Source organism: Streptomyces sp. NPDC046860 (genome assembly GCF_040645115.1).
GTDB lineage: Bacteria > Actinomycetota > Actinomycetes > Streptomycetales > Streptomycetaceae > Streptomyces.
Genome location: NZ_JBEYXQ010000027.1, coordinates 1 through 22,101 on the forward strand (window position 1 = coordinate 1; position 22,101 = coordinate 22,101).

Below are 22,101 nucleotides of genomic sequence, written 5' to 3' on the forward strand. Positions count from 1 at the left end.
TCCCGCTCCGCGGGAAACCAGGCGCGAGCGCCTGGAAAAGCAGGAATTCCGCAAGCGGAATTCAAAAACAACCATAAAACGCTGTCGCGTTTTATGGGATTCCCGCTTTGCGGGAATCCGCATTTCCGCTGCGCTTCAATGCGTGCGGGCCGCACAGCGGCCCGCTGGGGGTGTCCGCTCCGCTCCCACCCCGAACCGGCTTACGCCGGGCAGCGGGAGGAGCGGAGGCGGGTGCATCACGTCGTCTGCCGGGTAGAATCACGAACCGGTGCCCACCACCCGGAGGCCGGCCCCGCGGGGAGCAACTCTAGGACCACGACGCCGAACTGACTTGACCTCACCTGACTGACCACCGAATACACGCCCCAAAGGGGCGCCTGACCGGCGTGCGGAAGCGCTCGACCGTCCGGGAGCGTAGCACGCATCGAGACGCCGAGTGGGGAGTATCAGCCGAACTGGCGTGCTGGTGCATCAAACCCACCCGTCGATCTGATGCACCGGGTAGAATCACGAACGGACCGCTTACCCATCTCGGACTGGAGACGGACCCCATGACGCAGGACGTTATTCCCCTCCGACCTCACCAGACCGAGGCGCTGGAGGCCATCGTGGCGGGCCTGGATATCCCGCCCGGGAAGCGGATTCCGTCCGGTGGATTGCGCGGAACGGTGGTCAGTGCGTGCGGTACGGGAAAGACGTTCATCGGTGCTGCGGCGGCGAAGAAACTCGTTCCGCATGGGCGTGTGCTGGTTCTGGTGCCGACGCTTGAATTGCTCGCTCAGACCGTCGTGGAGTGGCGTGGGTTCGGGCACTCGGGGCCCATGGCGGCGGTGTGCTCGCTGCATGACGACCCGCGTCTGCACGCCATGGGAGTGCGGTGCACCACGAGCGTGCCGCAGCTCTCGCTGTGGCACGGCTCCGGGCCCGTGACGGTGTTTGCGACGTACGCCTCCTTGCCGGTGCTGAGCGACGCGCACACGGGTGCCTACGGTCTTCCGATGGATGTGTGGGACCTGGTCCTGGTCGATGAGGCCCACCGGACCAGTGGATCTTTGGGGAAGGCGTGGGCGGCGGTGCACGACCAGGAGCTGCTGCCCGCGATGCGGCGGCTGTACATGACGGCGACGCCCCGGGTCTGGGAGGAGCGGGCCCCGCGGCTTGCACGCGGCACGGGCGCCGGGCAGGCGCCGGCCGCGCTGGACCGGCTGCCGGAAGAGATGGCCTGTTCGATGGATGATGAGGCGGTCTACGGGCCGGTCCTGTTCGAGCTGGACTTGTCGGAAAGTATCGCGCGGGGTCTGCTGGCGCGGTATCAGATCGTGGTGGCGGAGGTCCGGGACGAGAGCCTCACCCCGGAGCGGCTCTACGGGGAAGCACGTAACGACGAGAGTGTGCGCGGTGAGCGGTTGGCGGTGCTGCAGGCCGCGCTGCTGGAGACGATGGCGACGCATGGTCTGACGCGGTGCATCACGTTTCATCACCGCACCATGGAGGCGCGGGCGTTCTCCGAGGGGCTGGGCAGGATCGTCACGCGGCTGCACGCCGAGGACCCGGACCGGTATCCGGCGGAGGTGTGGACATCGTGGCTGTCGGGCGAACACGATGCGGACCTGCGGGCGGATCGGCTGGCCCGGTTCGGGGAGCGGGTGGGGCGGGCGGTGATGTCGAACTGCCGCGTCCTGAGTGAAGGTGTTGACGTGCCATCAGTGGACTCGGTGGCCCTGATCGACCCGAAGGGATCGGCCGTCGACATCGTCCAGGCAATCGGAAGGGCACTGAGGCAGAAGCCGGGACAGGGGAAAATGGCGACGCTGGTGGTGCCGGTCATTCTCGGGCGGGACGAGAGCCCGGAGGATATGCCGTATTCATTGGCTTATCGGCCGCTGGTAAAAGTGTTGAATGGGTTGCGGGCGCATGATGAGCGTGCCGTGGAAATGCTCGCCATTCCTCAGGAATCAATGAAGCGGACCAAGGCGGGCTCGTCGTACCTGGGCGCGGAGCCTGCGGAGGGTGAGGCGGAGCAGCGGGCGCTGCTGCGGTTCGGCAGCCATCGTGACCCGGCTCTGGTCGCGCGGTTCGTCAGGTACAACCTGCTCGAGCCGGAGCACGCGAACTGGAAGGCCGGCCATCGCGCCGCGGTGGCGTTCCAGCGCCGGACGGGGCACCTGACGGTGCCGTACGAGCACCGGGAGCTCACCCCGAACCAGCATTCGTTCCCGCTGGGGCGGTGGCTGGCGGATCAACGACGGGCTCTCCAGGCGGGGACGCTGGCCGCGCAGCGGGCGGTGGACCTGGAGGAGCTGGGGATCGAGTGGAACCCGGCCGATGCGGGGTGGGAGGAGAACCTCGCTGCCGCGCGGGCCTACTACGCGTCGGCGGGCACCCTGGCCGCCCCGGTCACCGCATCGGCACTCGACAAACCGGTCGGGCAATGGCTCGCCAACTGCCGCAAGCCAGGCGGACTGGGGAAAGACCCGGTACGGGCGCAGCGGCGGGCGGCGCAGCTCGCGGCAATCGATCCGGACTGGCGTCCGGCCTGGCCGGTCGACTGGCAACGCGCCTACATGGCCGTAGGCCAACTGCTCGCCATGGGGAGCAGCCTGGACGACATCGTGCCCGGCGTCACCGCCTCGGGGACGGATGTCGGGCGGTGGCTCCAGCGGCAGCGTGATCACGTGGTGTGGGAACAGCTCGCGGCCGGGCAACGCGAACGCCTGACCGCGCTCGGGGTCACGCCCCTGCCTGCGGTGAAGCCGAAAACGGCGGCCGAGAAGGCGGCGGGCGGGCAGACGGGGGCCGGGAAAACGGCCAAGGGCGCGTCCGCGGCGTTCCTGCGGGGATGTGCGGCCCTGGAGCAGTGCCGGGCACGCACGGGCGGTGTCGAGGCCGTCAGCCGAGCCCACACCGAGATTCTGGAAGACGGAACATCGGTCCGGCTCGGGGTGTGGTTGTCCAATATCAAGAGCAGGCGGGCGGGGCTGGGGCGAGAGCAGTTGGAGCGGCTGGCCGGCCTCGGACTGGAATGGGCACACATCCAAGCCCACGCACAGGAAGAGACGGCATAGCCCGTCAAAGGGCATGGAGGGGCCCGGCCGGGAGACTGGGCCCTCCGTCGTGTGGGGGCCGGGAGACGGCCCCGCACAGGCGCCTGCGCTGCTTCGAACGGCCGCCTGGCATCACGGACCTTCTGGCCATGGGTAGATCCACGAAGCGGAGCCAGATGGCCGGGGCGCAGGGCCAACGACAGGACCCGGGCCCCCGACTGCAAGGACCACCCCCGCGGACGCCGGGGGCGACCTCGCTGAGGGCTGCTGCGCGATGGCATCACCCGGACCATTCCCGCGGAGACGAGGGCGACGTGACCGGGGACCACACGCCGGCGCACGGGGCTGACATTCACACGGTGGCGTTGCCGACGCGATGCGGCGGAGCATCCCCGCGCGTGCGGGGAGCAGACTCACTGACCTGCAACTCTAAGCGGGCCGCAGCCCCATTCTCATGACTTTCACCGACTCCGACATAAAGCCCCAAATGCCTCAGAATCCAAGCAAGGCGGGGAACCCATACGTGAGCGGTGGCGCTTGAGAGGAGCTACCCAGCTGCCTGAACTTTGTCGGCCTGCAGGCCTTTCTGGCCCTGGACGGCTTCGAAGGTCACCCGCTGTCCCTCTTACAGGGTCTTGAAGCCGTCACCTTCGATCGCCCTGAAGTGGACGAACAGATCGGGTCCGGACTCCGCAGCGATGAACCCGTAGCCCTGCTCCTCGTTGAACCACTTCACCGTGCCGTTCTGCCGCTCCGCCACGTCATCTCTCCCAGACCCTCGGTAGAACCGGTCCCGATCATGGCACTCGGAGCGGCCTGTTGCTGGTCAGCCGCGAGGGGTGTGTCCAAGCCGATCGGCTGGCATCCGGTTTGGGGAGACAGCCAAGGCACACGCCGGGCTCGCCAACGCTACGGGTCGAGCGCTGTGACGGGGATGCCGCCTGTTGCCTGGCAGGTCAGAGCCTGCAATGGAGGAAGTGCACTCGCCGGAAGTCCTGCGCACCGTAGAGCGGCGTCCATATGCAGAAGCGCACCAGAAAGGGGCTGGTGCCGGCAGGTTCGGCGCCCGTGTGCGACCGGGGGGTTGGGTCATGGTGAGTGTCGAGATCGCGCAGTGGGTGGAGCAGGCCGGGCCAGCCGTTTCCGCCGCGGTGAGCGCGTATGGGGCCGCGGTCCTGACCCGGACGACGGACGCGGCCGCGGACAGCACCGTGGGTGTGGGGCAGCGGATCCTGCAGGCGGTGTGGCGTCGTCGCGATGACGCGGGGCGGGCGGAGCTGGAGCAGGTCGTGGACGAGGCCGTCGAGGAGGACAGCGAGGCGTACACCACGGCCGTACTGGGCCGGATTCTCAAGCGGGCCTTGCAAGATGATGCCGAGCTCCGGGAGGAGCTGGCCGGGCTGCCGCCCTCGCCGGCCGTGGGTGGGGTGACGGTGACGGCGGCTGGTGAGCGGTCGATCGCCGCGCAGCACATCGGGACCGCGATCACCGGTGACGGCCACACCCCACCCCGCCCATGACCAACGAGAACAGTGTGCCCGGGCAGCAGGTCCGGGCTGACGGGGTGCGGTCGATCGCGGCTGATCGCATCGGTATGGCGATCAGCGGGGACATCGTCCTGCCCCCGGAAACCTTGCGTGCGGTAGAGCGGACCGAGGCGGCTCCCGGTACTTCGAGCCTGCCGCCGGCCGGTCTGTGTCTTGGGCGGGAAGAGGAACTGGGCTGGCTGCGCCGCACCCTGGCGAGTTCCGGTGAAGGGGCGATCACGCAGGGCGGGACCGTGCACGGGCTCGGGGGGGGGATCAGCAAGAGCACCCTGGCCCTGCACGACGCCCACCGCCGCCGCGGCGGCGGCGACTACACGCTGATCTGGTGGATCAACGTCTCCGGAACGGTTCGCCTACCCGGACTCTGATCTGCCTCTTCTGTTCGTCGTGGAACGCCACTTGGACCGAAACTCCTACTCCGACCTCAGGCCGGTCGAGCGCCGGTGGATCGGGGCTGTACGAGGCGATGTCCAGGAATCCGATCGCGTCGGGAGAGCCGTCCAGCTCGATGAACCCTCCGAACGGTCGTCGGATGCGGACCACCCCGTGAGTCCTGCTGCCGACCGGATGCCGGAGCTTTGCGTCTTCCCTTTCGTTCTCCATGTCGTCGCCCCAGTCCTCGACCGCGTCCGCGTCCGCGGCACCGTGCGCGCCGGTGTGATCGAGGTGATCGACGAGCCCCGAGGCTACGCACCGCCGCTCGGTCATGGCGGAATACTGGGGATCATGCGCTCCGACTTCGATCCCTCGGCCATGGCTCCCCACGCCTTCTACCGGCTCCTCACCGCGGTGGTGGTGCCGCGGCCGATCGCGTGGGTCTCCACGGTCCCCAAGGACCACCCGGACCGGCCGAACCTGGCCCCGCACTCCTTCTTCTCGGTCTCCTGCGTGCACCCGCCGATCGTGCAGTTCACCTCGGTGACCCGCAAGGACTCGCTGCGGAACGTGGAGGAGACCGGGCAGTTCGTGGTCAACCTCGCGCCGGAGGGACTCTTCAAGGAGATCAACGACACCGGGACGGACTTCCCGTCCGACGTCAGCGAGTTCAGGGCGGTGGGCCTGGAGCCCGAGCCCTCCCTGCGGGTGAAGCCGCCCCGGGTCGCGGCCTCGCCGGCGGCGCTGGAGTGCGAGCTGCACAGTCTGCTGACGCTGGGCGACTCCACGGTGGTGTTCGGCCGGGTGGTGCACGCGGTGGTCAGCGAAGAGGCGCTCGCCGAGGACGGTCTCCCGGACATCGAGCGGCTGCGCCCGCTGTCCCGGCTGGGCCGCGACGAGTGGGGCATCCTCGGCAAGGTGCTGGAGAAGCCTCGCATCCGCTGGCGCGACTGGCAGCAGGGTGAGCGCAGCTGACACCTCACCCCGGGCGATTCTGACGGTTATGCGGCTTTTGCGGGGGTAGCGTCGCGCGCATGCACGCGATCACTGTGTCCGAACCCGGCGGCCCCGAGAAGCTGAACTGGACCGAGGTCCCCGACCCGGTGCCCGGTCCGGGCGAGGTGCTGGTCGACGTCGTGGCCACCGGCGTCAACCGCGCCGACATCATGCAGCGCCAGGGCGCCTACCCCTCGCCGCCCGGCGCCTCGCCCTACCTAGGCCTGGAGTGCTCAGGCCGGATCACCGCGCTCGGCCCCGAGGTCTCCGGGTGGGCGGTCGGCGACGAGGTGTGCGCGCTGCTCACGGGCGGCGGCTACGCCGAGAAGGTCGCCGTCCCGGCCGGGCAGCTGCTGCCCGTGCCCAAGGGCGTCGGCCTGGTGCAGGCGGCGGCGCTGCCCGAGGTGGTGTGCACGGTCTGGTCCAACGTCTTCATGGTCGCGAAGCTGCGCGCCGGCGAGCTGCTCCTCGTCCAGGGCGGCGCGGGCGGTATCGGCACCATGGCGATCCAGGTGGCCAAGGCGACCGGCGCCCGCGTCGCGGTGACCGCCGGCTCGCGGGCGAAGCTGGACTTCTGCGCCGAGCTGGGCGCGGACATCCTGATCAACTATCACGAGCAGGACTTCGTCACCGCGATCGAGCGGGCCACCGACGGCGCGGGCGCCGACGTCATCCTCGACAACATGGGCGGCGGGGAGTACCTGGACCGCAATGTGCGGGCCCTCGCCACCGAGGGCCGCCTGGCGATCATCGGTCTCCAGGGCGGCACCAAGGGCGAGCTGAACATCGCCGCGCTGCTGATGAAGGAGGGCACCGTCACGGCAACCTCACTGCGGGCCCGGCCGCCGAAGGAGAAGGCCGCCATCGTCGCGGGCGTACGCGAGCACGTCTGGCCCCTGATCGAGTCGGGGAAGGTCCGGCCCGTGATCGACCAGGAGCTGCCCATGCGGGACGCGGCGGAGGCGCACCGCGCGATGGACAGCAGTCATATCGGCAAGGTGCTGCTCACCGCACCGTAGCGGCGATGACTGGGGAGGGGATCAAAAGCAGTGTCCGGATGATCACCATTTCATGAAGGGGTTGCTGATGTCGACCGTTCTGTGCGTGCTCTATCCCGACCCGCAGGCCGGATATCCGCCGGTATATGCGCGGGATGAGATCCCGGACATCGAATGGAACGTCAACGGCCGGCCGGCCCCCACCCCCGAGGGCCCGCTCGGATTCAAGCCGGGTGAACTCGTCGGCTGCGTCTCCGGTGAACTCGGACTGCGGAGCTATCTGGAGAAGAACGGCCACCGGCTGATCGTCACGAGCGACAAGGACGGGGAGCAGAGCGAGTTCGAGAAGTATCTCCCCGAGGCCGAAGTCGTCATTTCGCAGCCGTTCTGGCCGGCGTATCTGACGAAGGAGCGCCTGGCGAAGGCGTCGAAGCTGAAACTGGCGCTCACGGCGGGCATCGGCTCCGACCATGTCGACCTGGAGGCCGCGGCGCAGGCCGGGATCACCGTCGCCGAGGTCACCGGCTCCAACAGTGTCAGCGTGGCCGAGCACACCGTCATGATGATCCTGTCCCAGGTCCGCAACTACCTTCCCTCGCACGGCATTTCCGCCAGCGGGGTCTGGAACATCGCGGACTGTGTGGAGCGCGGCTACGACGTCCAGGGCATGAAGTACGGGGCGGTCGGCGCGGGCCGTATCGGACTGGCCGTACTGCGACGGCTGAAGCCGTTCGGCCTGGAACTGCACTACCACCAGCGACACCCGCTCGACCCAGAGATCGAGAAGGAACTGGGCCTCACCTACCATCCCGACCTGGAGTCGATGATCACCGATATCGACATCCTGAGCCTGCAATTGCCGTTGTACCCGTCGACGGAGAACATGCTGAACGCGGAGACATTCGGCACGATGAAACGCGGGACGTACATCATCAATTGCGGGCGGGCAAAACTTGTCGACCGCGACGCGGTCATGGAGGCTCTGCGTTCCGGCCACATCGCCGGTTATGCGGGAGACGTCTGGTATCCGGAGCCCGCCCCGGCCGACCATCCCTGGCGCACGATGCCGTTCAACGGAATGACGCCCCACATTTCTGGGACGACGCTTTCCGCGCAGGCCCGCTATGCCGCCGGGACGCTCGACATCCTCCAGTGTTATTTCGAGCAGCGCCCCATCTGCGAGGAATACCTCGTCGTGGACGGCGGGAATCTCGCCGGGGTGGGGGCCCAGTCGTACGAATTGAAGTGACGTCTAGAGCCTGGGCCGTGCACCCGGTGTGATGTGCAGGGCATTGGGGGGCTGCCGGGGTGTTGCGGCAAGACCTCGAACCAGTGGCGTCCGTCCGCGACGTACCGTTTGGCGCTTCGCCAGTAGCGCCAGCACAGGTCGACGCAGCGGGCCGTTGGGTACCCACCGGTCGTCCATGTGGTTGATGGCTGTGGCGGAGCGGGGCTGGGCGTCGGGCAGGGAGAGGGCAGTCACGGTGATGTTGCGGTCGGTGGACCAGCGGTGGAGGTCGATGCGGACGGGCCGCGGGATGAGGCCGGCGAGTGTCTCGTAGGCGGCAGGACGTGGTCGCGGGGCGCGCGGCCGGCAGTCGGGTCAGGTGTGATCGCGGCCAGGCACTGTCGGGCGAGTGTGACCGGTTCGTCTTGGCGCCAGAGCAGGAGCAGTTTGATGTCCTCGCCCTGCGGGGAGTCGCGGCCCTGGAACTGGAAGCTGACGCCCCGGCGGTTGCCGCGCGGAGGCTGACGCATCGGGGAATAGCCGTCGCGGCCCTAAAATAGGGCATCGAGAGTTAGCTCGGTCCAACGTGGGTCAGTGGTGTGCTGGACCGCGATGTCGATGTCACCGACCTCAACGGCTCCGCGGATTCCACGGTGCCCGTCGGCAGGTGCCGCAGTCCGGTGAACCAGACGGTGAAGGCAAGCGCGGTGGCTACCAGGGCGACGTAGCCCTCGGCGTACAGACCCGCTCTGGTCAGAGGAGAAGCCGGGCTGACACCTTCAGGAACGGCCATCGGCCGCCGTTCCGGCCAGCCGGGCGACGCTCGTGGGACCACCAGCAGCCCCTTGCCGGGCAGGTCCGATCGGCGGCTCGGGAAGCTTCGAAGGGGTGACGGCGGCACGCTTCAGTGGGGTGTCGTAAACCTCAAGCGTGAACAACCATGCGGAACTGGTCTCATGCGTGAGCAGCCCGGCCTCATCCGACGTCGGCCGTGACGAGCATGGCCGTGGCTGTGTCGCCTTCCGCGAGAGGGTGCCGTCCGGGGCCCAGACGGAGGAGCGGCCGCAGCCGGTCCATGCTCCGGCCGGTCCGACATGGTTGGCCAGCACGACGTGCATGTTCGAGTCTTTGGCGATGCGCGGATAGATCGCCGTCAGCTCATCGACTCCACTGCCCGTGCCGTACAGCGAGCTGGCCAGGTGTACCTGACAGCCGTCGGCGGAGCCGCGTGCGGTCAGGTCGGGGAAGTGGTTGTCGTAGCAGGTGGCGAGCGCGAAGCGCACACCGTTGAAGTCGAATCGTCCGTCGTGGTGCCCGGCGGTGAACACCGCCTGCTCATGCTCGAACAGGTGCTGCTTGCGGTAGCTGGTGAGCAGTTCGCCGTCCGCCCCGAAGACCAGGGTCTCGATCGCGGGGCGGGGCCCGCCGGTGGCTGCTGCGCAATTGACGACGGTGGCGATGCCACTGTCCCGGAGCATGTCCAGGCGCGGATCGTCCGCCGTCGCCCACAGCCCCGGGTCGGCGAGGACAGTCTCAAGCTCGTACCCGGTCAGGGCCAGCTCGGGGAACACCACGAGCTCCGCGCCCTGAGCGCGGGCCTGGCCCGCGAGGACGGTCATCTGACGGACATTGGCGGCTACATCAGCCGGAACACAGGTGAACTGACCTGCTGCGATCTTCATGGAGTTCGATCCTGCCACTCCACGATCATCCAGCTCACATCAGGCACTCCCCCGCAGGAAAGACACCTCACAGGACGCGTTGTCGTTGTCCGCACGGTTCGCGGCGCAGTTCAGGCAGTTCACCGAGCCTGGGCGACATCCGCTCGGCGCCCTACGGTTGCTGCCAGCGCCGATGCCAGCAGGAACGCCACCGCCGCGATGACCGCGGACGCGTGCAGGCCCTCGATCCTGCCGCCCGTCGAGGTGAGGAGTGTGCCGAAGAGGGCGACACCGATGGCGCAGCCCACCTGGCGGGAGACGTTGAACAGCGCTGACGCCACGCCGGCCTTGTCCGCGGGGCTCGCCTCCATGACGGCGACGGTGGCGGCCACGACGGTGACGGGTGTCGCCAGGCCCGTGGCCATGAGCGCGAAGAGCAGCACGGGGTAGGGGGTGTCGGGTCCGGCGGCCAGCCAGCCCAGGAAGCCGGCGCTGCCGAGGAGCAGCGCGCCGGTCATGGGCGGGTACGGGCCGTTGCGGGCGGTAAGGCGGCTCGACAGCGGGGCCGCGAGGAAGCCCATGCAGACCGATGGCAGCAGGGCGAACCCCGTGGCCAGGGGGCTGAGGTGACGCTCCTGCTGGAAGTACAGCGTGGCGACGAAGAGGATTCCGTAGTAGCCGAAGCTGAGGAGCAGGCCGATGAGGTTGGTCGCGCTGAGCCGGATCTCGCGGAGGAGCGACAGCGGCAGCAGCGGCTGTCTGCCCTCCGGGCGCAGGGCGGCGGCCCTCTCCAGCCGCAGTTCGACGGCGATGAACGCGGCCAGGGCTACAGTGCCTGCCGCGAAGAGTGTCAGCACCCGTGGCGAGGTCCACCCGGCGGTGCCTGCTTCGTTGAGGCCGCCGGCCAGCCCGAGCAGCCCGCCCACGCCGAGCAGCAGACCGGCCGGGTCCATCCGGCCCGGCCGGGACGACCGGGCCGGTGCCGGCACGTGACGCAGGGTCAGCAGGACCGCTGCCGCCGCCACGGGCAGGTTCACCCAGAACACCGAACGCCAGTCGAAGCCGGAGACCAGCAGGCCACCGACCGCGGGTCCGGCGCCGAACGCGACTGCCGAGACGAGTCCCCAGTAGCCGACCGCCCGGGCACGCTGGGCTCGGTCGGGGTAGGCGGCCTGGAGCAGGGCGAACGACGCGGGCACCAGCAGCGCGGCGCCGGCGCCCTGGGCGAGCCGGGCCGCGATCAGGACCTGCGGTGCGGACGCCACCCCGCAGCCCGCTGAGGCTGCCGCGAAAGCTCCCAGGCCGGCGAGGAACAGCCTGCGGTGCCCGAAACGGTCGCCGAGTGCGCCGCCGAGCAGCAGCAGTCCGGCGAAGACGGCGCTGTAGCCGTCGACGATCCACTGCATGTCCGCAGGACTGGCGTGCAGCGAGTCCTGGAGGGAGGGCACGGCCACGTTCACGACGGTGACGTCGAGCATCACCAGGAAGTAGCCGAGGCTCAGCGCGATGAGCGGCGGCAGCGAGAGCGTCGGCCGGCCGGAGGGCGGGGCGGCGGCGACGGGTGTGCGCGTGCCGGAGCAGGAGGGCTCGGTGGAGGTCATGTGATCCAGTCTCGGGTCACGAAACTTCGTCACCCGTCGAAGTGTTGCCGGACTATGCTTGCCCTATGGCCAGGACGATGAGCGGTCGACGCCGGGACCAGGTGCACCATCAGCCCGACATCGCCCGGGCTGCCGCCCTGATCGCCGATCCCTCGCGCGCCCGGATGCTGAAGGCGCTCGGCGACGGCCGCGCGTTGCCCGCCGGGCTGCTTGCCGTCGAGGCAGGCGTGAGCGCCGCGACGGCAAGTGTCCATCTGGGCAAGCTCGTCGAGGCGCGCATGGTCAGCGTGGAAAGCGCGGGCCGGTGCCGTTACTACCGCCTGGCCGGCCCGGACATCAGCCTCGCCCTGGAGGCGCTGGCCGTCATCGCGCAGCCCCTCCCGGTCACCTCACTGCGGGAGAGCAGCACCGCCGGCGCGCTGCGCCGTTCCCGCACCTGTTACGACCATCTCGCCGGCGAACTCGGTGTGGGCCTGCTGGAGTCCCTGCTCGAGGGCGGCCTGCTCGCCGGGCACGACGGCACCCACCGCCCCGACCAAGCGGTGCGCGACGGCGCGGCCGGATACGGCCATGACGTCGACTACCGGCTCACCGAGACCGGCCGGCAGGCGCTGGTCCGGTTCGGCGTCGACCTGGCCCGGCTGCCGTCCCGCCGCCCGTTGATCCGGTACTGCGTGGACTGGAGCGAGCAGCGCCACCACCTCGCGGGCGCGGTGGGCGCGGCGCTGACCGCCCGGCTCTTCGAGTTGGGCTGGCTGCGCTACGGCAACAGCCCCCGCGTCGTCCATGTCACCGAGTCCGGCACCGACGGCCTGGCCGGAACCTTCCACCTACGGCTGGCTGGCTGACCGCGGGAACAACCCTGCGGACTACAAGGACTCCGGGGCGAGCGGACTCGGCGGGCTCAGAGGACGACGCGGTAGTGGGTGGTCAAGCGTCGGCCGCCACCCAGTACATGGGCGATGCCGGGTGACTGGACCCGGTCCGCGAGGTCGTCACCTTCCCAGGGCATCCTCAGGGGCCCAGTGACAACTGGGCCGGAGTGGGCCGCGAAGGTCGAGGCTGCCGCCGTGTGGGCGTGTCCGGTCAGGGCGACGATCTGGGGGGGGCGCCTCAGCAGGGTGGCCGGCTGTGCGGCTGTTCCAGCATGACGATGTCAAGCTCCGTAACCATTCCAGCATTATCGGTGACTCTGCGTATATGGTCGCGGTGGATTGTCACCCTCACCATGGAGATGTCGTGGCCCGCATCGGTACCCGCGTCGCCCTGCTCGGCGCGGCCGCAGCCCTCACCGCCGTTCAGATCGCCGTCACCCTGCCCGCTTCCGCCGCCGAGGAGAAGCAGTGGGTCGCTCTGGGCGACTCCTACACCGCCGGCGTCATCCGCGCCGCCGGGGACACCTTCGAAGTCCCGCGTGACGGCTGCGAGCGCACCGACCGTTCCTACCCGCAGGTGATCGACCGTGACTTCGGCGGTCTCTTCGAGCTGACCAATGTCAGCTGCGGTGCCGCCACGATCGAGACCATCACCGACCGGGCCCAGGACCCGATCGGCCGCCACCTGCCGCCCATCTCCGCAGACCCGGGCTACCCCTTCCCCGCAGTGCCCCCGCAGTCGGAGGCGGTGGGGCCCGGCACGGACGTCATCACCGTCGGCGTAGGCGGCAACACCCTTGGCTTCGCCGACATCCTCATGAAGTGCCCGACCCTGGGCGCGGAAGCGGAGGGCAAGGGAACCCCCTGCAAGGACGCCCTGGGCTCCGGCATCCAGGCCCGGCTGGACAAGGTGAGCACCGAGTACGACCGGATGCTCATCGTTCTGCATGAGCGCGCCCCGAAGGCGAAGATCCTGGCCGTCGGCTACCCCACGATCATCCCCAACGACGCCTCCAAGTGCACCTACGGCGACCTGACACAGTTCGGCACCATCACCCAGGGCGACCTGGCCTGGCTGCGCACCGACGTCCTGGACCCCCTCAACCAGGCCATCGAGAAGTCGGCCGGCACTCAGGACTACGCCGACTTCGTCGACCTCTCCCCCTCGTCCCAGAACCACAGTGTCTGTGACAACACCAAGTGGGTCGAAGGATTCATCACCCTCCCCGACCAGCTGTCCTTCGTCCACCCCAACGCCCTCGGCCACCGCAACGCCGCCGACCACATCGAAGAAGCCCTGCTCAACACTCTCACCACCAACTGACCCCACCACGCCGCTCGGGACGCTCCCGAGGGACTGGCCCCGGCACCAGTCGGGGCGGGTCCCTCTTTCCACGCCCATCCATCTCGGCTTCTCACACCTGACCAGATTCGTGCGCCATGGCACGGACGCGGCCCCCGTCGCCCGGCAGGTCGGAGCCTGGAACGGGAGATAGGTGCACTCCTCAGAAGCCCTGCGCGCCGTAGGGCGGCATCCATATCCTGAAGCGCACCGTATGGGCTGGTGCCGAAGATGTTCGGCACCAGGGGGTGGCCAAGGGTTGGGTCATGGTGAGTGCCGAAATCGCGCAGTGGATGGAGCAGGGCGGCCCGGCCGTGACCACTGCGGTGAGCGCTTACGGTGCCGCGGTGCTGACCCGGACGACGGACGCGGCCGCGGACAGCACCGTGAGTGCGGGGCAGCGGATCCTGCAGGCGGTATGGCGTCGGCGCGATGTCGCGGGGCGGGCGGAGCTGGAGCAGGTTGTAAAGGAAGCCGTCGACGAAGACAGCGATGCGTACACCACCGCTGCACTGAGCCGGATCCTCAAGCAGGCCCTGCAGGATGATGTCGAGCTCCGGGAGGAGCGGGCCGGGCTGCTGCCCGCTCAGGCTGCGGGTGGGGTGCCAATCACGGCGGCTAGTGAGCATTCGATCGCCGCGCAGCACATCGGGACTGCCATCAGCGGGCATGTCGTCCTGCCCCCCCGGATGCCTTGCGGGCGGCACAGCGGACGGAGGCGGCTCCGGGAACCTCGAATCTGCCGCCGGCCGGTCTGTGCCTCGGGCGCGAGGAGGAACTGGCCTGGCTGCGCCGCACCTTGATCAGCTCTGGTGAGGGCGCGATCTCGCAGGGCGGGACCGCACACGGGCTCGGGGGGGGATCGGCAAGAGCACCCTGGCCCTGCAACTACGCCCACCGCCACCGCGGAGACTACGGGCTGATCTGGTGGTTCAACGGCGCCTCCCCCGACGAGATCGAAGGATCCCTGATCGCCCTCACCCACCGTCTGACTCCAGAATGGGCGGCCACCGCCGAGCGCGGCGTACTGGTGGCGTGGGCAGTGCAGTGGCTGGCCTGGCACGACAACTGGCTGCTCATCTACGACAACGTCGAAGACCCCGACGACCTCAGCCCCTACCTCGGCGCCTTGCACTGCGGCCATCACCTGGCCACCGACCGTCGGGCTACCGGCTGGCCTGATGCTGTCGCCACGTGGCCCTTGAGCTCGCTCGACCCCGACGACGCGACCGACCTGCTCTTGCAGCTCGTCTCCAAGAACACTGCGCCCACCGTGCGGGAGGAACTCGACGCCCGCACGTTGGTTACGGTCCTGGGCGACCTCCACCCCGACACCCTGCACAGCCGCAACAACCTCGCCGCCGCCTACCAGGCGGCAGGAGACTTCGACCGCGCCAGCGCCCTACTTGAAAGGACCGTGACCCACTCTGTGGCTGTACTGGGCGAGGCGCATCCCCGCACTGCAGGTGTTCGCGGGAATCTTTCTTCCGCTCGAGAAGCCGCTTTGGGCATGCGTGGCTGAGTCGATGGGCTTCTGCCGATCCGACCACGACCTGCTGAGCAACGTCATCGGACACCTCGGCGTCGACGCCGTCATGATCGCCCTGGAGCGTCCGCCATGCACCAGCTTGATCACCCGTACTCGCGGTTCAACAGCACTGGTCGACGCTCACGCGGCGAGGGCGCCATCCTCAACGCGTGAAACCCGGGGCTCCAGCCGCGCTCCCGCGCTTCGACCAGGCCGTGGTTGACGAGTGCGACGCCCGCAGTCACAGCCCACCCCGGCGACCGTCATCCTGGTGTCCAGCCTGCGCCGGCTGACCCCGACGGGCGGGGTGAGGCTTCGATCTGGTCACCATGACTCGTGCTTGAGGTGGGTAAGCCCTTCGATGGCAAGCAGTCGACTCCGCAGGGTGACGTTGGGTTCTGAAGTGGTCGTCAGCATCAACACCCGTGCGGTCGGATGCTCGGGGGCGTAGAGGTCGTCTTCATCGTCGTCGCCGGGAATCGGGTTCGGCTGGATCTCGATTCTGCAGTCGGGGCCGTCCGCGCGGTGATAGATCCCCCGGTAAGAGCTGTCGTGCTCGGTGAAGACCAGCCCGAGGGAGCTGCTGGCGAGGCACGCAAGCTCGTCGGCAGTGTGACTCCTGGTGCCGTAGATGTCGTGGTCGGTCATGGTGCACCCGACCTTATGCCGCGCAGGTCGCGTGGTGGCACCCAACCCTGAGCGAAGTGCATGATGGGGCGACCACAGGAACAGGGACCGGGGCGACCAATGCTGTTTCTGCGCCGAATCACCGGCCGCCGGAGGCGGTCAGAGGGCGCTGTTGCTTAAGGGGCGGGGCGGTCGGATTCGAACCGACGTCCTCCGAGATGATGTCGCGGCGCACTACCTCTGTGCTACGGCCCCGCCTTGCTGGTGATCTTATCCCCCGATCAGGTTGATCGACAGAGGGAGAAGCGGTGGTTGATGCCATCACCAGCGCGACTGGGCCGCAGCCGACAACGTCGAGTTCGCCTACACATCAACCATCAGCTCCTGGCTGAACCGCATCTAGGCCCATCTGCCGAAACCGCCACGCCACCGGCGAACGCCTACGCCAAGTCGTCGACAGGGCGAATGTTGCCTGATGCGGTACCAGCTCGTCGTCAGTCGATGGCCTGGTAGAGGGTGGTCCAGAAGTCGTTCATGGCACGCGGCGAATCCGGGGTGGACAGGCCGACCTGGGTGAGCAGGACTCCGGTGAGCTGGTTGGTCCTGTCCGCGTAGGCGGTGGTGCCGGAACCGCCGAACCAGCCGAACTGGCCGATGGGCGCGTAGTCGCTGCGACAGGTGCGCACCGCCATCCCGAAGCCCCAGCCGCCGTTCGCCCCCTGGCCGGACGAGAGGTGGGCGACGTTGCTGAACATGGCCTCACGGGCGGCTAGTTGCTCGGGCGAGAGGCGGTTGGTGGTCATCAACTCGACGGCGGCCCGGGACAAGATCCGTTCACTCCCGTGCATCCCGTGGTTCAGCAGCATCTGGAAGTAGGCGTGGTAGTCGTCGGCGGTGGAGACCAGCCCGCCGCCGGCGCCCTGGAACGCGGGAGGCGCGCTGAACCTGCCCCCTGCCGCCTCGTCCCACACGAGGAACTCGCCGGTCCGCGGGTCGGGCCCGTACAGCGGCGGCAGTCGGTCGATCTTGTCGGCGGGCACGTGGAAGGCGGTGTCCTTCATCCCCAGCGGCTCGAGGATGCGTGCCCGCAGGAACGTCTCCAACGACTGTCCCGTGACCCTGGAGACCAGCACACCGACCACCTCGTTGCTGAGGTCGTACTGCCACCGCACTCCGGGCTGGTACTGCAGCGGCAGTTCGCCGAGGCGGCGCATCCACTCGTCCGGCTCCGGGGCCGGCTCGGATGCCACGCTGTAGTCGAGACGCTCAAAGGTCGCGGCCCTGATCGGGGAGGCCATCGACTCGAAGTCCACCCCGAGCCCGAACGTGGAGGTCAGCAGGTCCCGTACGGTGATCGGCCGGTGTGCCGGGACGGTGTCGTCCAGGGGTCCGTCGGGCCGCTTCAGCACCTGCCGGTCGGCGAGTTCGGGCAGCCACTGGTCCACGGGGTCGTCCAGCCGCAGTCGGCACTCGTCGAGGAGGAGCATCGCCGCCGCCATCGTGACCGGCTTGGACGTGGACGCCATACGGAAGATCGTGTCCCGGCGCATCGGCGCGCCACCGTCATGTCCCATCGTCCCGATCGCTTCGACGTGCGTCCGGCCGCCGCGGCCGACGAGGGCGACTAGGCCGGGAATCTTCTTGGACTCAACGTGCTGTGTCAGCACCTCGCGCAGCCGGCGCAGCCCTGCGTCGGAGAAGCCGCTGTTGCTTGTCCCCATGATGAATCTCCTGTTCACGGTGTCGTTCTCACGGCGGCCAGGATTGGCTGCCTGGCCCTTCGAACGGCCATGTGCAGAGCCTGCAGCCTTGACCCAAGGTCAAGGTCAACCCTCTGTACGGATCAATGGGTGACCGGCACCGCTGGTGCGCGCTAATCTCATCCCGGTGATCATCCGGACTTCCCGGGCGTCACCGACGCGGTGCGTGAGACCGTAGCCGCCCACGATCCGGAGGTGCGCCGAGCCGATAGCAGAAGGGCTCACGATCGGTCAGGCGGCGGCGTTCGTCGGTGTCACGATCAAAACCGTGCGGCACTATCACCGGCTCGGCCTGGTGGCCGAGCCGGAACGCGACGGCTCCGGCTACCGCCGTTACCGGTCGGACGAGCTGTTCCGGCTGGTCCAGGTCCGGACCCTGGCCGCGGCAGGCGTGCCGCTGGCCGAGATCGGTGACCTGCTCGATGCCGATCCCACGACGTTCGCCGCCACCCTGGACGACGTCCACCAGCAACTCACCGAACGGATCGACGACCTGATCGCGCGCCGCGACAGGCTGCACCGTCTCGACCATGGTGACCGCGCCCTGCTGCCCGACCGGGCCTGCGCGGTCTTGGAGCGGCTCGTCGAACTCGGCTTCGGTCCCGACTACGTGGCCGGTCAACGGGAGGCTCTGGTGCTGGCCCGGGCACTGGTTCCGGAGATCTTCGACAGTTTCCTCGCCCGGCTCGAACACTCCCTGGACGACCCCGAGTCCGTCGAGCTGACCAAGCGCGGTTGGGATGCGAGGGCCTGGGATCCGGACGACCCGCGGATCGAGGAGTTGGCGTCCGCTCTGGCCGACAGACTGCTGACCCAACAGGCGCTGCTGGCGATGCCGGCCGGGTTTCAGGACCAGTCCGACGCCGCCTCCCGGTACGCCATGGTCAACCATCACCGGGCAGACCAGTCACCGTCCATCGCCCGGTTGAACACCCTGGTCGAGGCGCACTTGCGCGCAGCGGGCATCACCGTTCCGAGACAGTGACGGTCGCTCGGCGGACCCGGCACGGCAGCCGGGTCGGCGGGTGCGGGGCCGGTGCCGGTACCGAGCGGGAACGCCGAGGCGAAGCCAGATCCGCTCGCTGCATGTCACCAACAGCACGGGAGCACGCTCGCTCTCGCCAGTCACTCCAACCCGGCGGCGGCCAGGCGACGCCGGAGCTCCTCGCCCGACACGTCTTCCACATGGGTCAGAAATACCCACAGGTGACCCGAAGGGTCCTTGAGGATGACGGTGCGGTCACCGTGGAACATGTCTTTCGGCGGCTGGAGGATCTCGGCGCCGGCCGCCTGCGCGCGCTCCGCCAGGCTGTCGACGTCCGACACGAAGACGTGCAGCGTGACGGACGTACCGCCGCCGAGCGAGGTCGGCGCGGCGAAGGAGGCGGTCTTCGCCCCGTCCACGCCGGCGTCGCCCAGCATCAGCACCGACCGTCCGATGGTGATCTCGGCGTGCAGAATCCCGCCGCCCGGAGCATCGACCCTGAAGTCCTCACGGGCACCGAACGCCCGTTCGTAGAAATCGATCGCCGCGGCGGCGTCTTCGACCATGATGTGCGGGATCACGGCATAGCGGTAGCGGTCGGGGATCTCGGTGGGGACTGCGCGCTCGGTCATGGCGAACCTCCTTGAAAGGCACCGCCGGTCGGTTCCTGCGGCTCCGGAAGGAACCTAGAAGCTCAAGTTTCCTTGAGGTCAAGCGTCGCCCAGAGGCAGAGGGATCAGGCGGACGCGTTCCCGTTGAGTGCCCTTGCGTGCCCCGGCGACGAGCCGGGCACGCAAGGGCGGCGAGGAACTACGGGTGAGGGTGTGCGGTGGGTACCGAATCGGCGGTGGCGGTCGGGGCCTTGCCCAGGAGGAGCGGGGCGAGGTCCGGGTCCGTACCGCCGCCCGCGCGGACCGCCTTACGGGAGGCGTTGTTCGAGCCCGTGCCGGAGGCGCCCGTTCCGCCGGTGCCGGTGCTCGGTGGTGCGGGGATGGAGGCCGTGCCGGATCGCGCCGATTCCGTCTGGCCGTTGACTGCTGTTACCGCGAACTCGAAGTTCCAGTTGCCGGGGAAGAGGAAGGCGATGCCGCGCTGGGGGGTGTCGGAGATGGTCTCGTCGGACTGCCAGGGGCCGTTCGTCGTGCGGTTGCGGTACCAGACGCGGTATCCGGCGGCCTGCGGGGAACCGCTCCAGTCGAGCTGCACCGTCGTGGCGTCCAGGGACTTGATGCGCAGGTCCGTCGGGACCGGTGGGGTGCGGGCGCCGATGGTGACGGGGCGGGCGCCGTTGGGTATACCGCCGCCCACCGCGTTCCAGGTGACCATGGCGATCAGGTAGTGATGGTTCGGGGTCAGGCCGTCGATGTGTGCCGAGGTGCCGCGCGTGGCCGTGCTCTGCAGGAAGGCGCCCGGGGTGTCCTTGTCCCAGGTGATGATCTCGTAGCGTTCCACGCTGTCGCTGTACGGTCCCGTGGCGGGCTCCCAGGAGAGGTCCACGCCGTCCGTGGTCGGGTTGGTGAGGATGTGCGTGGGTGCCGCCTCGGTGTGGGGGTGTGCGGTGGCCCGGACGATCGGGGACCATGCGGAGATGCCGTCGTCCGCGTCGTCGACGCGGACGGAGTACTCCCATTCCCAGCCGTCCTGGGTCCCCGTCGTGTCGTAGCGGTTCGCCTGGACCGGTGTCTCGGTCCAGGCGGTGGCGCCCACCATGCGGGAGCGGACCGTGTAGCCGCGCGCGCCGTACACCCGGTTCCAGGTGACCGTGACGCCCAGGTCGCTGGGGGCGGCCTGGACGTTCGCCGCGATGCCCACGGGTCGGTCCGGGGCCGTGCGGGGGACGTTGGGCACGGTCTGGCCGATGCCGTACCGGTCGTGGAGGGTGGTCTCGAAGGCGTGCGCGATCTGGAACTCGCCGAGCGCGTTGGGGTGCAGCCCGTCGTAGCCGGCGGGGCAGGCGTTGCGGGCGCAGCTGTAGTTGCCCGACCAGTCGACGAGCTCGACCGGTGAGACGGGGGTGCTCCACTGCGGGAGTGCCTGGCGCAGCATCAGGTCGTAGTCGGTGGTGCTGAGGGGAAGGTCGTCCCGGCCGCCGATGTACGTGCGCTGGGGGACGTCGGCGACGGCGAACTTGACGTCGGGACGGGCGGCCCGCGCCTCGTCCACGAAGGTCTTCATGCTGTCGAGCGTCCCCTGCGGGCCGCTCACGAACCAGCCCATGTCGTTGAAGCCGAGGCCGACGAGGATGAGGTCCGGGTTGTACTGCGCCACCATCCCCCGGATCAGCTTCTTGTCCTGCATCGCCTGACGGCCCCAGACCCCGAAGTGGTCGCTGTCGAAGGCGGGGTCGACGCCTGCCGCGTAGCCGCCGGAGGTGTCCGGGGCGTCCAGCGAGGCACCGGGGGTCTCGCCCTGCAGAGCGGGCCGCGCCGGGGGCTGCGGCTGGGCCTGCGCCTTTGTGCCCTTGTACGGTCCGACGAAGTCGACGGCGATGTGCTGGTCGTGGAACCACTTCCAGAGGCGGTAGCGCCAGGTCCAGTCGCCCTCGTATCCCTGTGTCATGGAGTCGCCGACGACCATGACCCGCAGGGGTGCGCCGTTTCCTCCGATGCCGTGCTGGAGGTCGTTCAGGCGGCGCAGCAGGGCCGGCACCATCTCGTTCAGGCGGTCGCTGATGTACGTCAAGGGGTTGCCGAGGTTGCCGATCTTGGCGGCGAAGGCGCGCAGGCTGAGCTGGAGCCTGGTGACGAAGACCCCGGCGGAGTCGCCCGCCCACTTGACCAGGTAGCCCGAGGCGGCACCCGACACCGCGCCCCAGAAGGCCGCGCCGAGCAGGGCGGCCAAGGTGTCCGTGTCCCCGAAGGACACGTTGTCGAAGGCCGCGTTCATCGCCTCGGTGACGAACCCGCCGGTCGCGCCTCCCACGCCCGCGCAGACGGGGGCGGCGAGCGGGGCTCCTGGAGCCATCAGGGCGAGGCAGATGGCGCTCGCCCCGAGGCTCACGGCCCAGCCGACCCCGTTCGCGATGAACTTCTGCCACCACGTGGCGCTCGCTCCGACCTCTGCCGTCGGCAGGACGAGAACGATGCTGTCGCCCGTGGCCGTGATCCGGCCGTCGTAGTCACCGGCGTCCGTCGCCGGGTAGAGCCCCACCGCGTTGTCCCGCGCGTGGTCGTAGAGCGCCTGGGCGAGGGTGTGCCCGGAGTCCTGGTCGGCCTGGACGGCCGCGACCGCGTCCTGGGCCAGGGCGCGGATCTCGTCGCGGCGCTCGGGCACGTTGTAGTCGAACGCGACGACGAGGTCGCCGTCGCTGTGGGCGAGCGTGCGCAGTGCACCCGCGTCTCCGGCGCAGCCCATGCGGATGCTCATGGCCGGGGCGTCGGCCGTGGCCTCGAACGAGGTGGCGTGCGCCGCGCACGCCGCGCCGGAGTCCGCTTCTCCCGCCTCGGCCGCCGACACGGGGCCCGCGCTGAGCGCGGAACCGGTCACCACCATGGCCAGGGTGAGCAGGAATATCACCAGGTGACCGGCGAGAGT

18 protein-coding genes and 2 pseudogenes are annotated in these 22,101 nt (G+C 69.1%); 11 read left to right on the forward strand and 9 right to left on the reverse strand.

What is annotated here, in order from left to right; translation table 11 throughout:
* Window positions 1–551: 551 nt before the first annotated feature.
* The gene (locus ABZ898_RS27455; protein WP_361664374.1) at window positions 552–3,065 is read left to right on the forward strand and encodes a Helicase associated domain protein; all 2,514 of its coding nucleotides are present in this window, start codon (window positions 552–554) and stop codon (window positions 3,063–3,065) included.
* Between the two features lie 526 nt (window positions 3,066–3,591).
* On the opposite strand, the pseudogene ABZ898_RS27460 reads toward ABZ898_RS27455, so the two are convergent.
* A pseudogene (locus ABZ898_RS27460) lies at window positions 3,592–3,804 on the reverse strand (cold-shock protein).
* A gap of 331 nt (window positions 3,805–4,135) precedes the next feature.
* Between ABZ898_RS27460 and ABZ898_RS27465 the strand changes: the two are divergent.
* Window positions 4,136–4,564, forward strand: a complete 429-nt coding sequence (locus ABZ898_RS27465) for a hypothetical protein (protein WP_361664376.1) — start codon at window positions 4,136–4,138, stop codon at window positions 4,562–4,564.
* The gene (locus tag ABZ898_RS27470) at window positions 4,561–4,959 is read left to right on the forward strand and encodes a hypothetical protein (RefSeq protein ID WP_361664379.1); all 399 of its coding nucleotides are present in this window, start codon (window positions 4,561–4,563) and stop codon (window positions 4,957–4,959) included. Before ABZ898_RS27465 ends, ABZ898_RS27470 begins: the two co-directional genes overlap by 4 nt.
* Here ABZ898_RS27470 and ABZ898_RS27475 read toward each other — a convergent pair.
* Window positions 4,922–5,299, reverse strand: a complete 378-nt coding sequence (locus ABZ898_RS27475) for a hypothetical protein (protein ID WP_361664381.1) — start codon at window positions 5,297–5,299, stop codon at window positions 4,922–4,924. The two genes, ABZ898_RS27470 and ABZ898_RS27475, sit on opposite strands and share 38 nt — an antisense overlap.
* Before the next feature lie 18 nt (window positions 5,300–5,317).
* Here ABZ898_RS27475 and ABZ898_RS27480 point away from each other — a divergent pair, with 18 nt between their 5' ends.
* The 3 genes from ABZ898_RS27480 to ABZ898_RS27490 all read left to right on the forward strand — a co-directional run bounded on the left by ABZ898_RS27480 (window position 5,318) and on the right by ABZ898_RS27490 (window position 8,209).
* Entirely contained in the window at window positions 5,318–5,941 is a 624-nt protein-coding gene (locus ABZ898_RS27480; RefSeq protein WP_361664384.1) for a flavin reductase family protein, read from the forward strand.
* Between the two features lie 59 nt (window positions 5,942–6,000).
* Window positions 6,001–6,981, forward strand: a complete 981-nt coding sequence (locus ABZ898_RS27485) for an NAD(P)H-quinone oxidoreductase (protein ID WP_361664387.1) — start codon at window positions 6,001–6,003, stop codon at window positions 6,979–6,981.
* A 67-nt stretch (window positions 6,982–7,048) separates the two neighbouring features.
* Window positions 7,049–8,209, forward strand: a complete 1,161-nt coding sequence (locus tag ABZ898_RS27490) for an NAD-dependent formate dehydrogenase (RefSeq protein ID WP_361664390.1) — start codon at window positions 7,049–7,051, stop codon at window positions 8,207–8,209.
* A 758-nt stretch (window positions 8,210–8,967) separates the two neighbouring features.
* Here ABZ898_RS27490 and ABZ898_RS27495 read toward each other — a convergent pair.
* Both ABZ898_RS27495 and ABZ898_RS27500 read right to left on the reverse strand, forming a co-directional pair.
* Window positions 8,968–9,870 carry a carbon-nitrogen hydrolase family protein gene (locus ABZ898_RS27495; protein WP_361664393.1) on the reverse strand — a complete coding sequence of 301 codons (903 nt, stop codon included), beginning with the start codon at window positions 9,868–9,870 and terminating at the stop codon, window positions 8,968–8,970.
* Window positions 9,871–9,989: 119 nt separating this feature from the next.
* Window positions 9,990–11,450, reverse strand: a complete 1,461-nt coding sequence (locus ABZ898_RS27500; protein ID WP_361664396.1) for an MFS transporter — start codon at window positions 11,448–11,450, stop codon at window positions 9,990–9,992.
* A 65-nt stretch (window positions 11,451–11,515) separates the two neighbouring features.
* Here ABZ898_RS27500 and ABZ898_RS27505 point away from each other — a divergent pair, with 65 nt between their 5' ends.
* Window positions 11,516–12,298: a helix-turn-helix transcriptional regulator gene (locus tag ABZ898_RS27505; protein ID WP_361664399.1), complete on the forward strand. Its 783-nt coding sequence runs from the start codon at window positions 11,516–11,518 to the stop codon at window positions 12,296–12,298.
* Between the two features lie 56 nt (window positions 12,299–12,354).
* Here ABZ898_RS27505 and ABZ898_RS27510 read toward each other — a convergent pair.
* Window positions 12,355–12,555 (reverse strand): annotated as a pseudogene (locus ABZ898_RS27510) (phosphodiesterase); the annotation flags it as partial.
* Window positions 12,556–12,689: 134 nt separating this feature from the next.
* On the opposite strand from ABZ898_RS27510, the gene ABZ898_RS27515 reads away from it, so the two are divergent.
* The 3 genes from ABZ898_RS27515 to ABZ898_RS27525 all read left to right on the forward strand — a co-directional run bounded on the left by ABZ898_RS27515 (window position 12,690) and on the right by ABZ898_RS27525 (window position 15,189).
* Window positions 12,690–13,649 carry an SGNH/GDSL hydrolase family protein gene (locus ABZ898_RS27515; RefSeq protein ID WP_361664402.1) on the forward strand — a complete coding sequence of 320 codons (960 nt, stop codon included), beginning with the start codon at window positions 12,690–12,692 and terminating at the stop codon, window positions 13,647–13,649.
* A gap of 284 nt (window positions 13,650–13,933) precedes the next feature.
* On the forward strand, window positions 13,934–14,470 hold the full coding sequence (locus ABZ898_RS27520) for a hypothetical protein (protein WP_361664405.1): 537 nt from the start codon (window positions 13,934–13,936) through the stop codon (window positions 14,468–14,470).
* On the forward strand, window positions 14,467–15,189 hold the full coding sequence (locus ABZ898_RS27525) for a tetratricopeptide repeat protein (RefSeq protein ID WP_361664407.1): 723 nt from the start codon (window positions 14,467–14,469) through the stop codon (window positions 15,187–15,189). Before ABZ898_RS27520 ends, ABZ898_RS27525 begins: the two co-directional genes overlap by 4 nt.
* A gap of 330 nt (window positions 15,190–15,519) precedes the next feature.
* Here the strand turns inward: ABZ898_RS27525 and ABZ898_RS27530 are convergent, their stop codons facing one another.
* A complete protein-coding gene (locus ABZ898_RS27530) occupies window positions 15,520–15,843 on the reverse strand; it encodes a hypothetical protein (RefSeq protein WP_361664410.1) in 324 nt (107 codons plus the stop codon).
* Between the two features lie 473 nt (window positions 15,844–16,316).
* The gene (locus tag ABZ898_RS27535; RefSeq protein WP_361664413.1) at window positions 16,317–17,543 is read right to left on the reverse strand and encodes a serine hydrolase domain-containing protein; all 1,227 of its coding nucleotides are present in this window, start codon (window positions 17,541–17,543) and stop codon (window positions 16,317–16,319) included.
* Between the two features lie 265 nt (window positions 17,544–17,808).
* Here ABZ898_RS27535 and ABZ898_RS27540 point away from each other — a divergent pair, with 265 nt between their 5' ends.
* A complete protein-coding gene (locus ABZ898_RS27540; protein ID WP_361664553.1) occupies window positions 17,809–18,567 on the forward strand; it encodes a MerR family transcriptional regulator in 759 nt (252 codons plus the stop codon).
* A gap of 140 nt (window positions 18,568–18,707) precedes the next feature.
* Here the strand turns inward: ABZ898_RS27540 and ABZ898_RS27545 are convergent, their stop codons facing one another.
* A complete protein-coding gene (locus tag ABZ898_RS27545; RefSeq protein ID WP_361664415.1) occupies window positions 18,708–19,199 on the reverse strand; it encodes a VOC family protein in 492 nt (163 codons plus the stop codon).
* Between the two features lie 178 nt (window positions 19,200–19,377).
* Window positions 19,378–22,083, reverse strand: coding sequence for a fibronectin type III domain-containing protein (locus ABZ898_RS27550; RefSeq protein ID WP_361664418.1), 2,706 nt, complete (start codon window positions 22,081–22,083; stop codon window positions 19,378–19,380).
* Window positions 22,084–22,101 lie beyond the last annotated feature (18 nt).

Coding starts and splice junctions, on each gene's coding strand:
- ABZ898_RS27500 (WP_361664396.1), bottom strand. CDS start 11,450: ATGACCTCCACCGAGCCCTCCTGCTCCGGCACGCGCACACCCGTCGCC.
- ABZ898_RS27455 (WP_361664374.1), top strand. CDS start 552: ATGACGCAGGACGTTATTCCCCTCCGACCTCACCAGACCGAGGCGCTG.
- ABZ898_RS27505 (WP_361664399.1), top strand. CDS start 11,516: ATGGCCAGGACGATGAGCGGTCGACGCCGGGACCAGGTGCACCATCAG.
- ABZ898_RS27545 (WP_361664415.1), bottom strand. CDS start 19,199: ATGACCGAGCGCGCAGTCCCCACCGAGATCCCCGACCGCTACCGCTAT.
- ABZ898_RS27475 (WP_361664381.1), bottom strand. CDS start 5,299: ATGACCGAGCGGCGGTGCGTAGCCTCGGGGCTCGTCGATCACCTCGAT.
- ABZ898_RS27490 (WP_361664390.1), top strand. CDS start 7,049: ATGTCGACCGTTCTGTGCGTGCTCTATCCCGACCCGCAGGCCGGATAT.
- ABZ898_RS27495 (WP_361664393.1), bottom strand. CDS start 9,870: ATGAAGATCGCAGCAGGTCAGTTCACCTGTGTTCCGGCTGATGTAGCC.
- ABZ898_RS27480 (WP_361664384.1), top strand. CDS start 5,318: ATGCGCTCCGACTTCGATCCCTCGGCCATGGCTCCCCACGCCTTCTAC.
- ABZ898_RS27485 (WP_361664387.1), top strand. CDS start 6,001: ATGCACGCGATCACTGTGTCCGAACCCGGCGGCCCCGAGAAGCTGAAC.
- ABZ898_RS27465 (WP_361664376.1), top strand. CDS start 4,136: ATGGTGAGTGTCGAGATCGCGCAGTGGGTGGAGCAGGCCGGGCCAGCC.
- ABZ898_RS27470 (WP_361664379.1), top strand. CDS start 4,561: ATGACCAACGAGAACAGTGTGCCCGGGCAGCAGGTCCGGGCTGACGGG.
- ABZ898_RS27530 (WP_361664410.1), bottom strand. CDS start 15,843: ATGACCGACCACGACATCTACGGCACCAGGAGTCACACTGCCGACGAG.
- ABZ898_RS27535 (WP_361664413.1), bottom strand. CDS start 17,543: ATGGGGACAAGCAACAGCGGCTTCTCCGACGCAGGGCTGCGCCGGCTG.
- ABZ898_RS27520 (WP_361664405.1), top strand. CDS start 13,934: ATGGTGAGTGCCGAAATCGCGCAGTGGATGGAGCAGGGCGGCCCGGCC.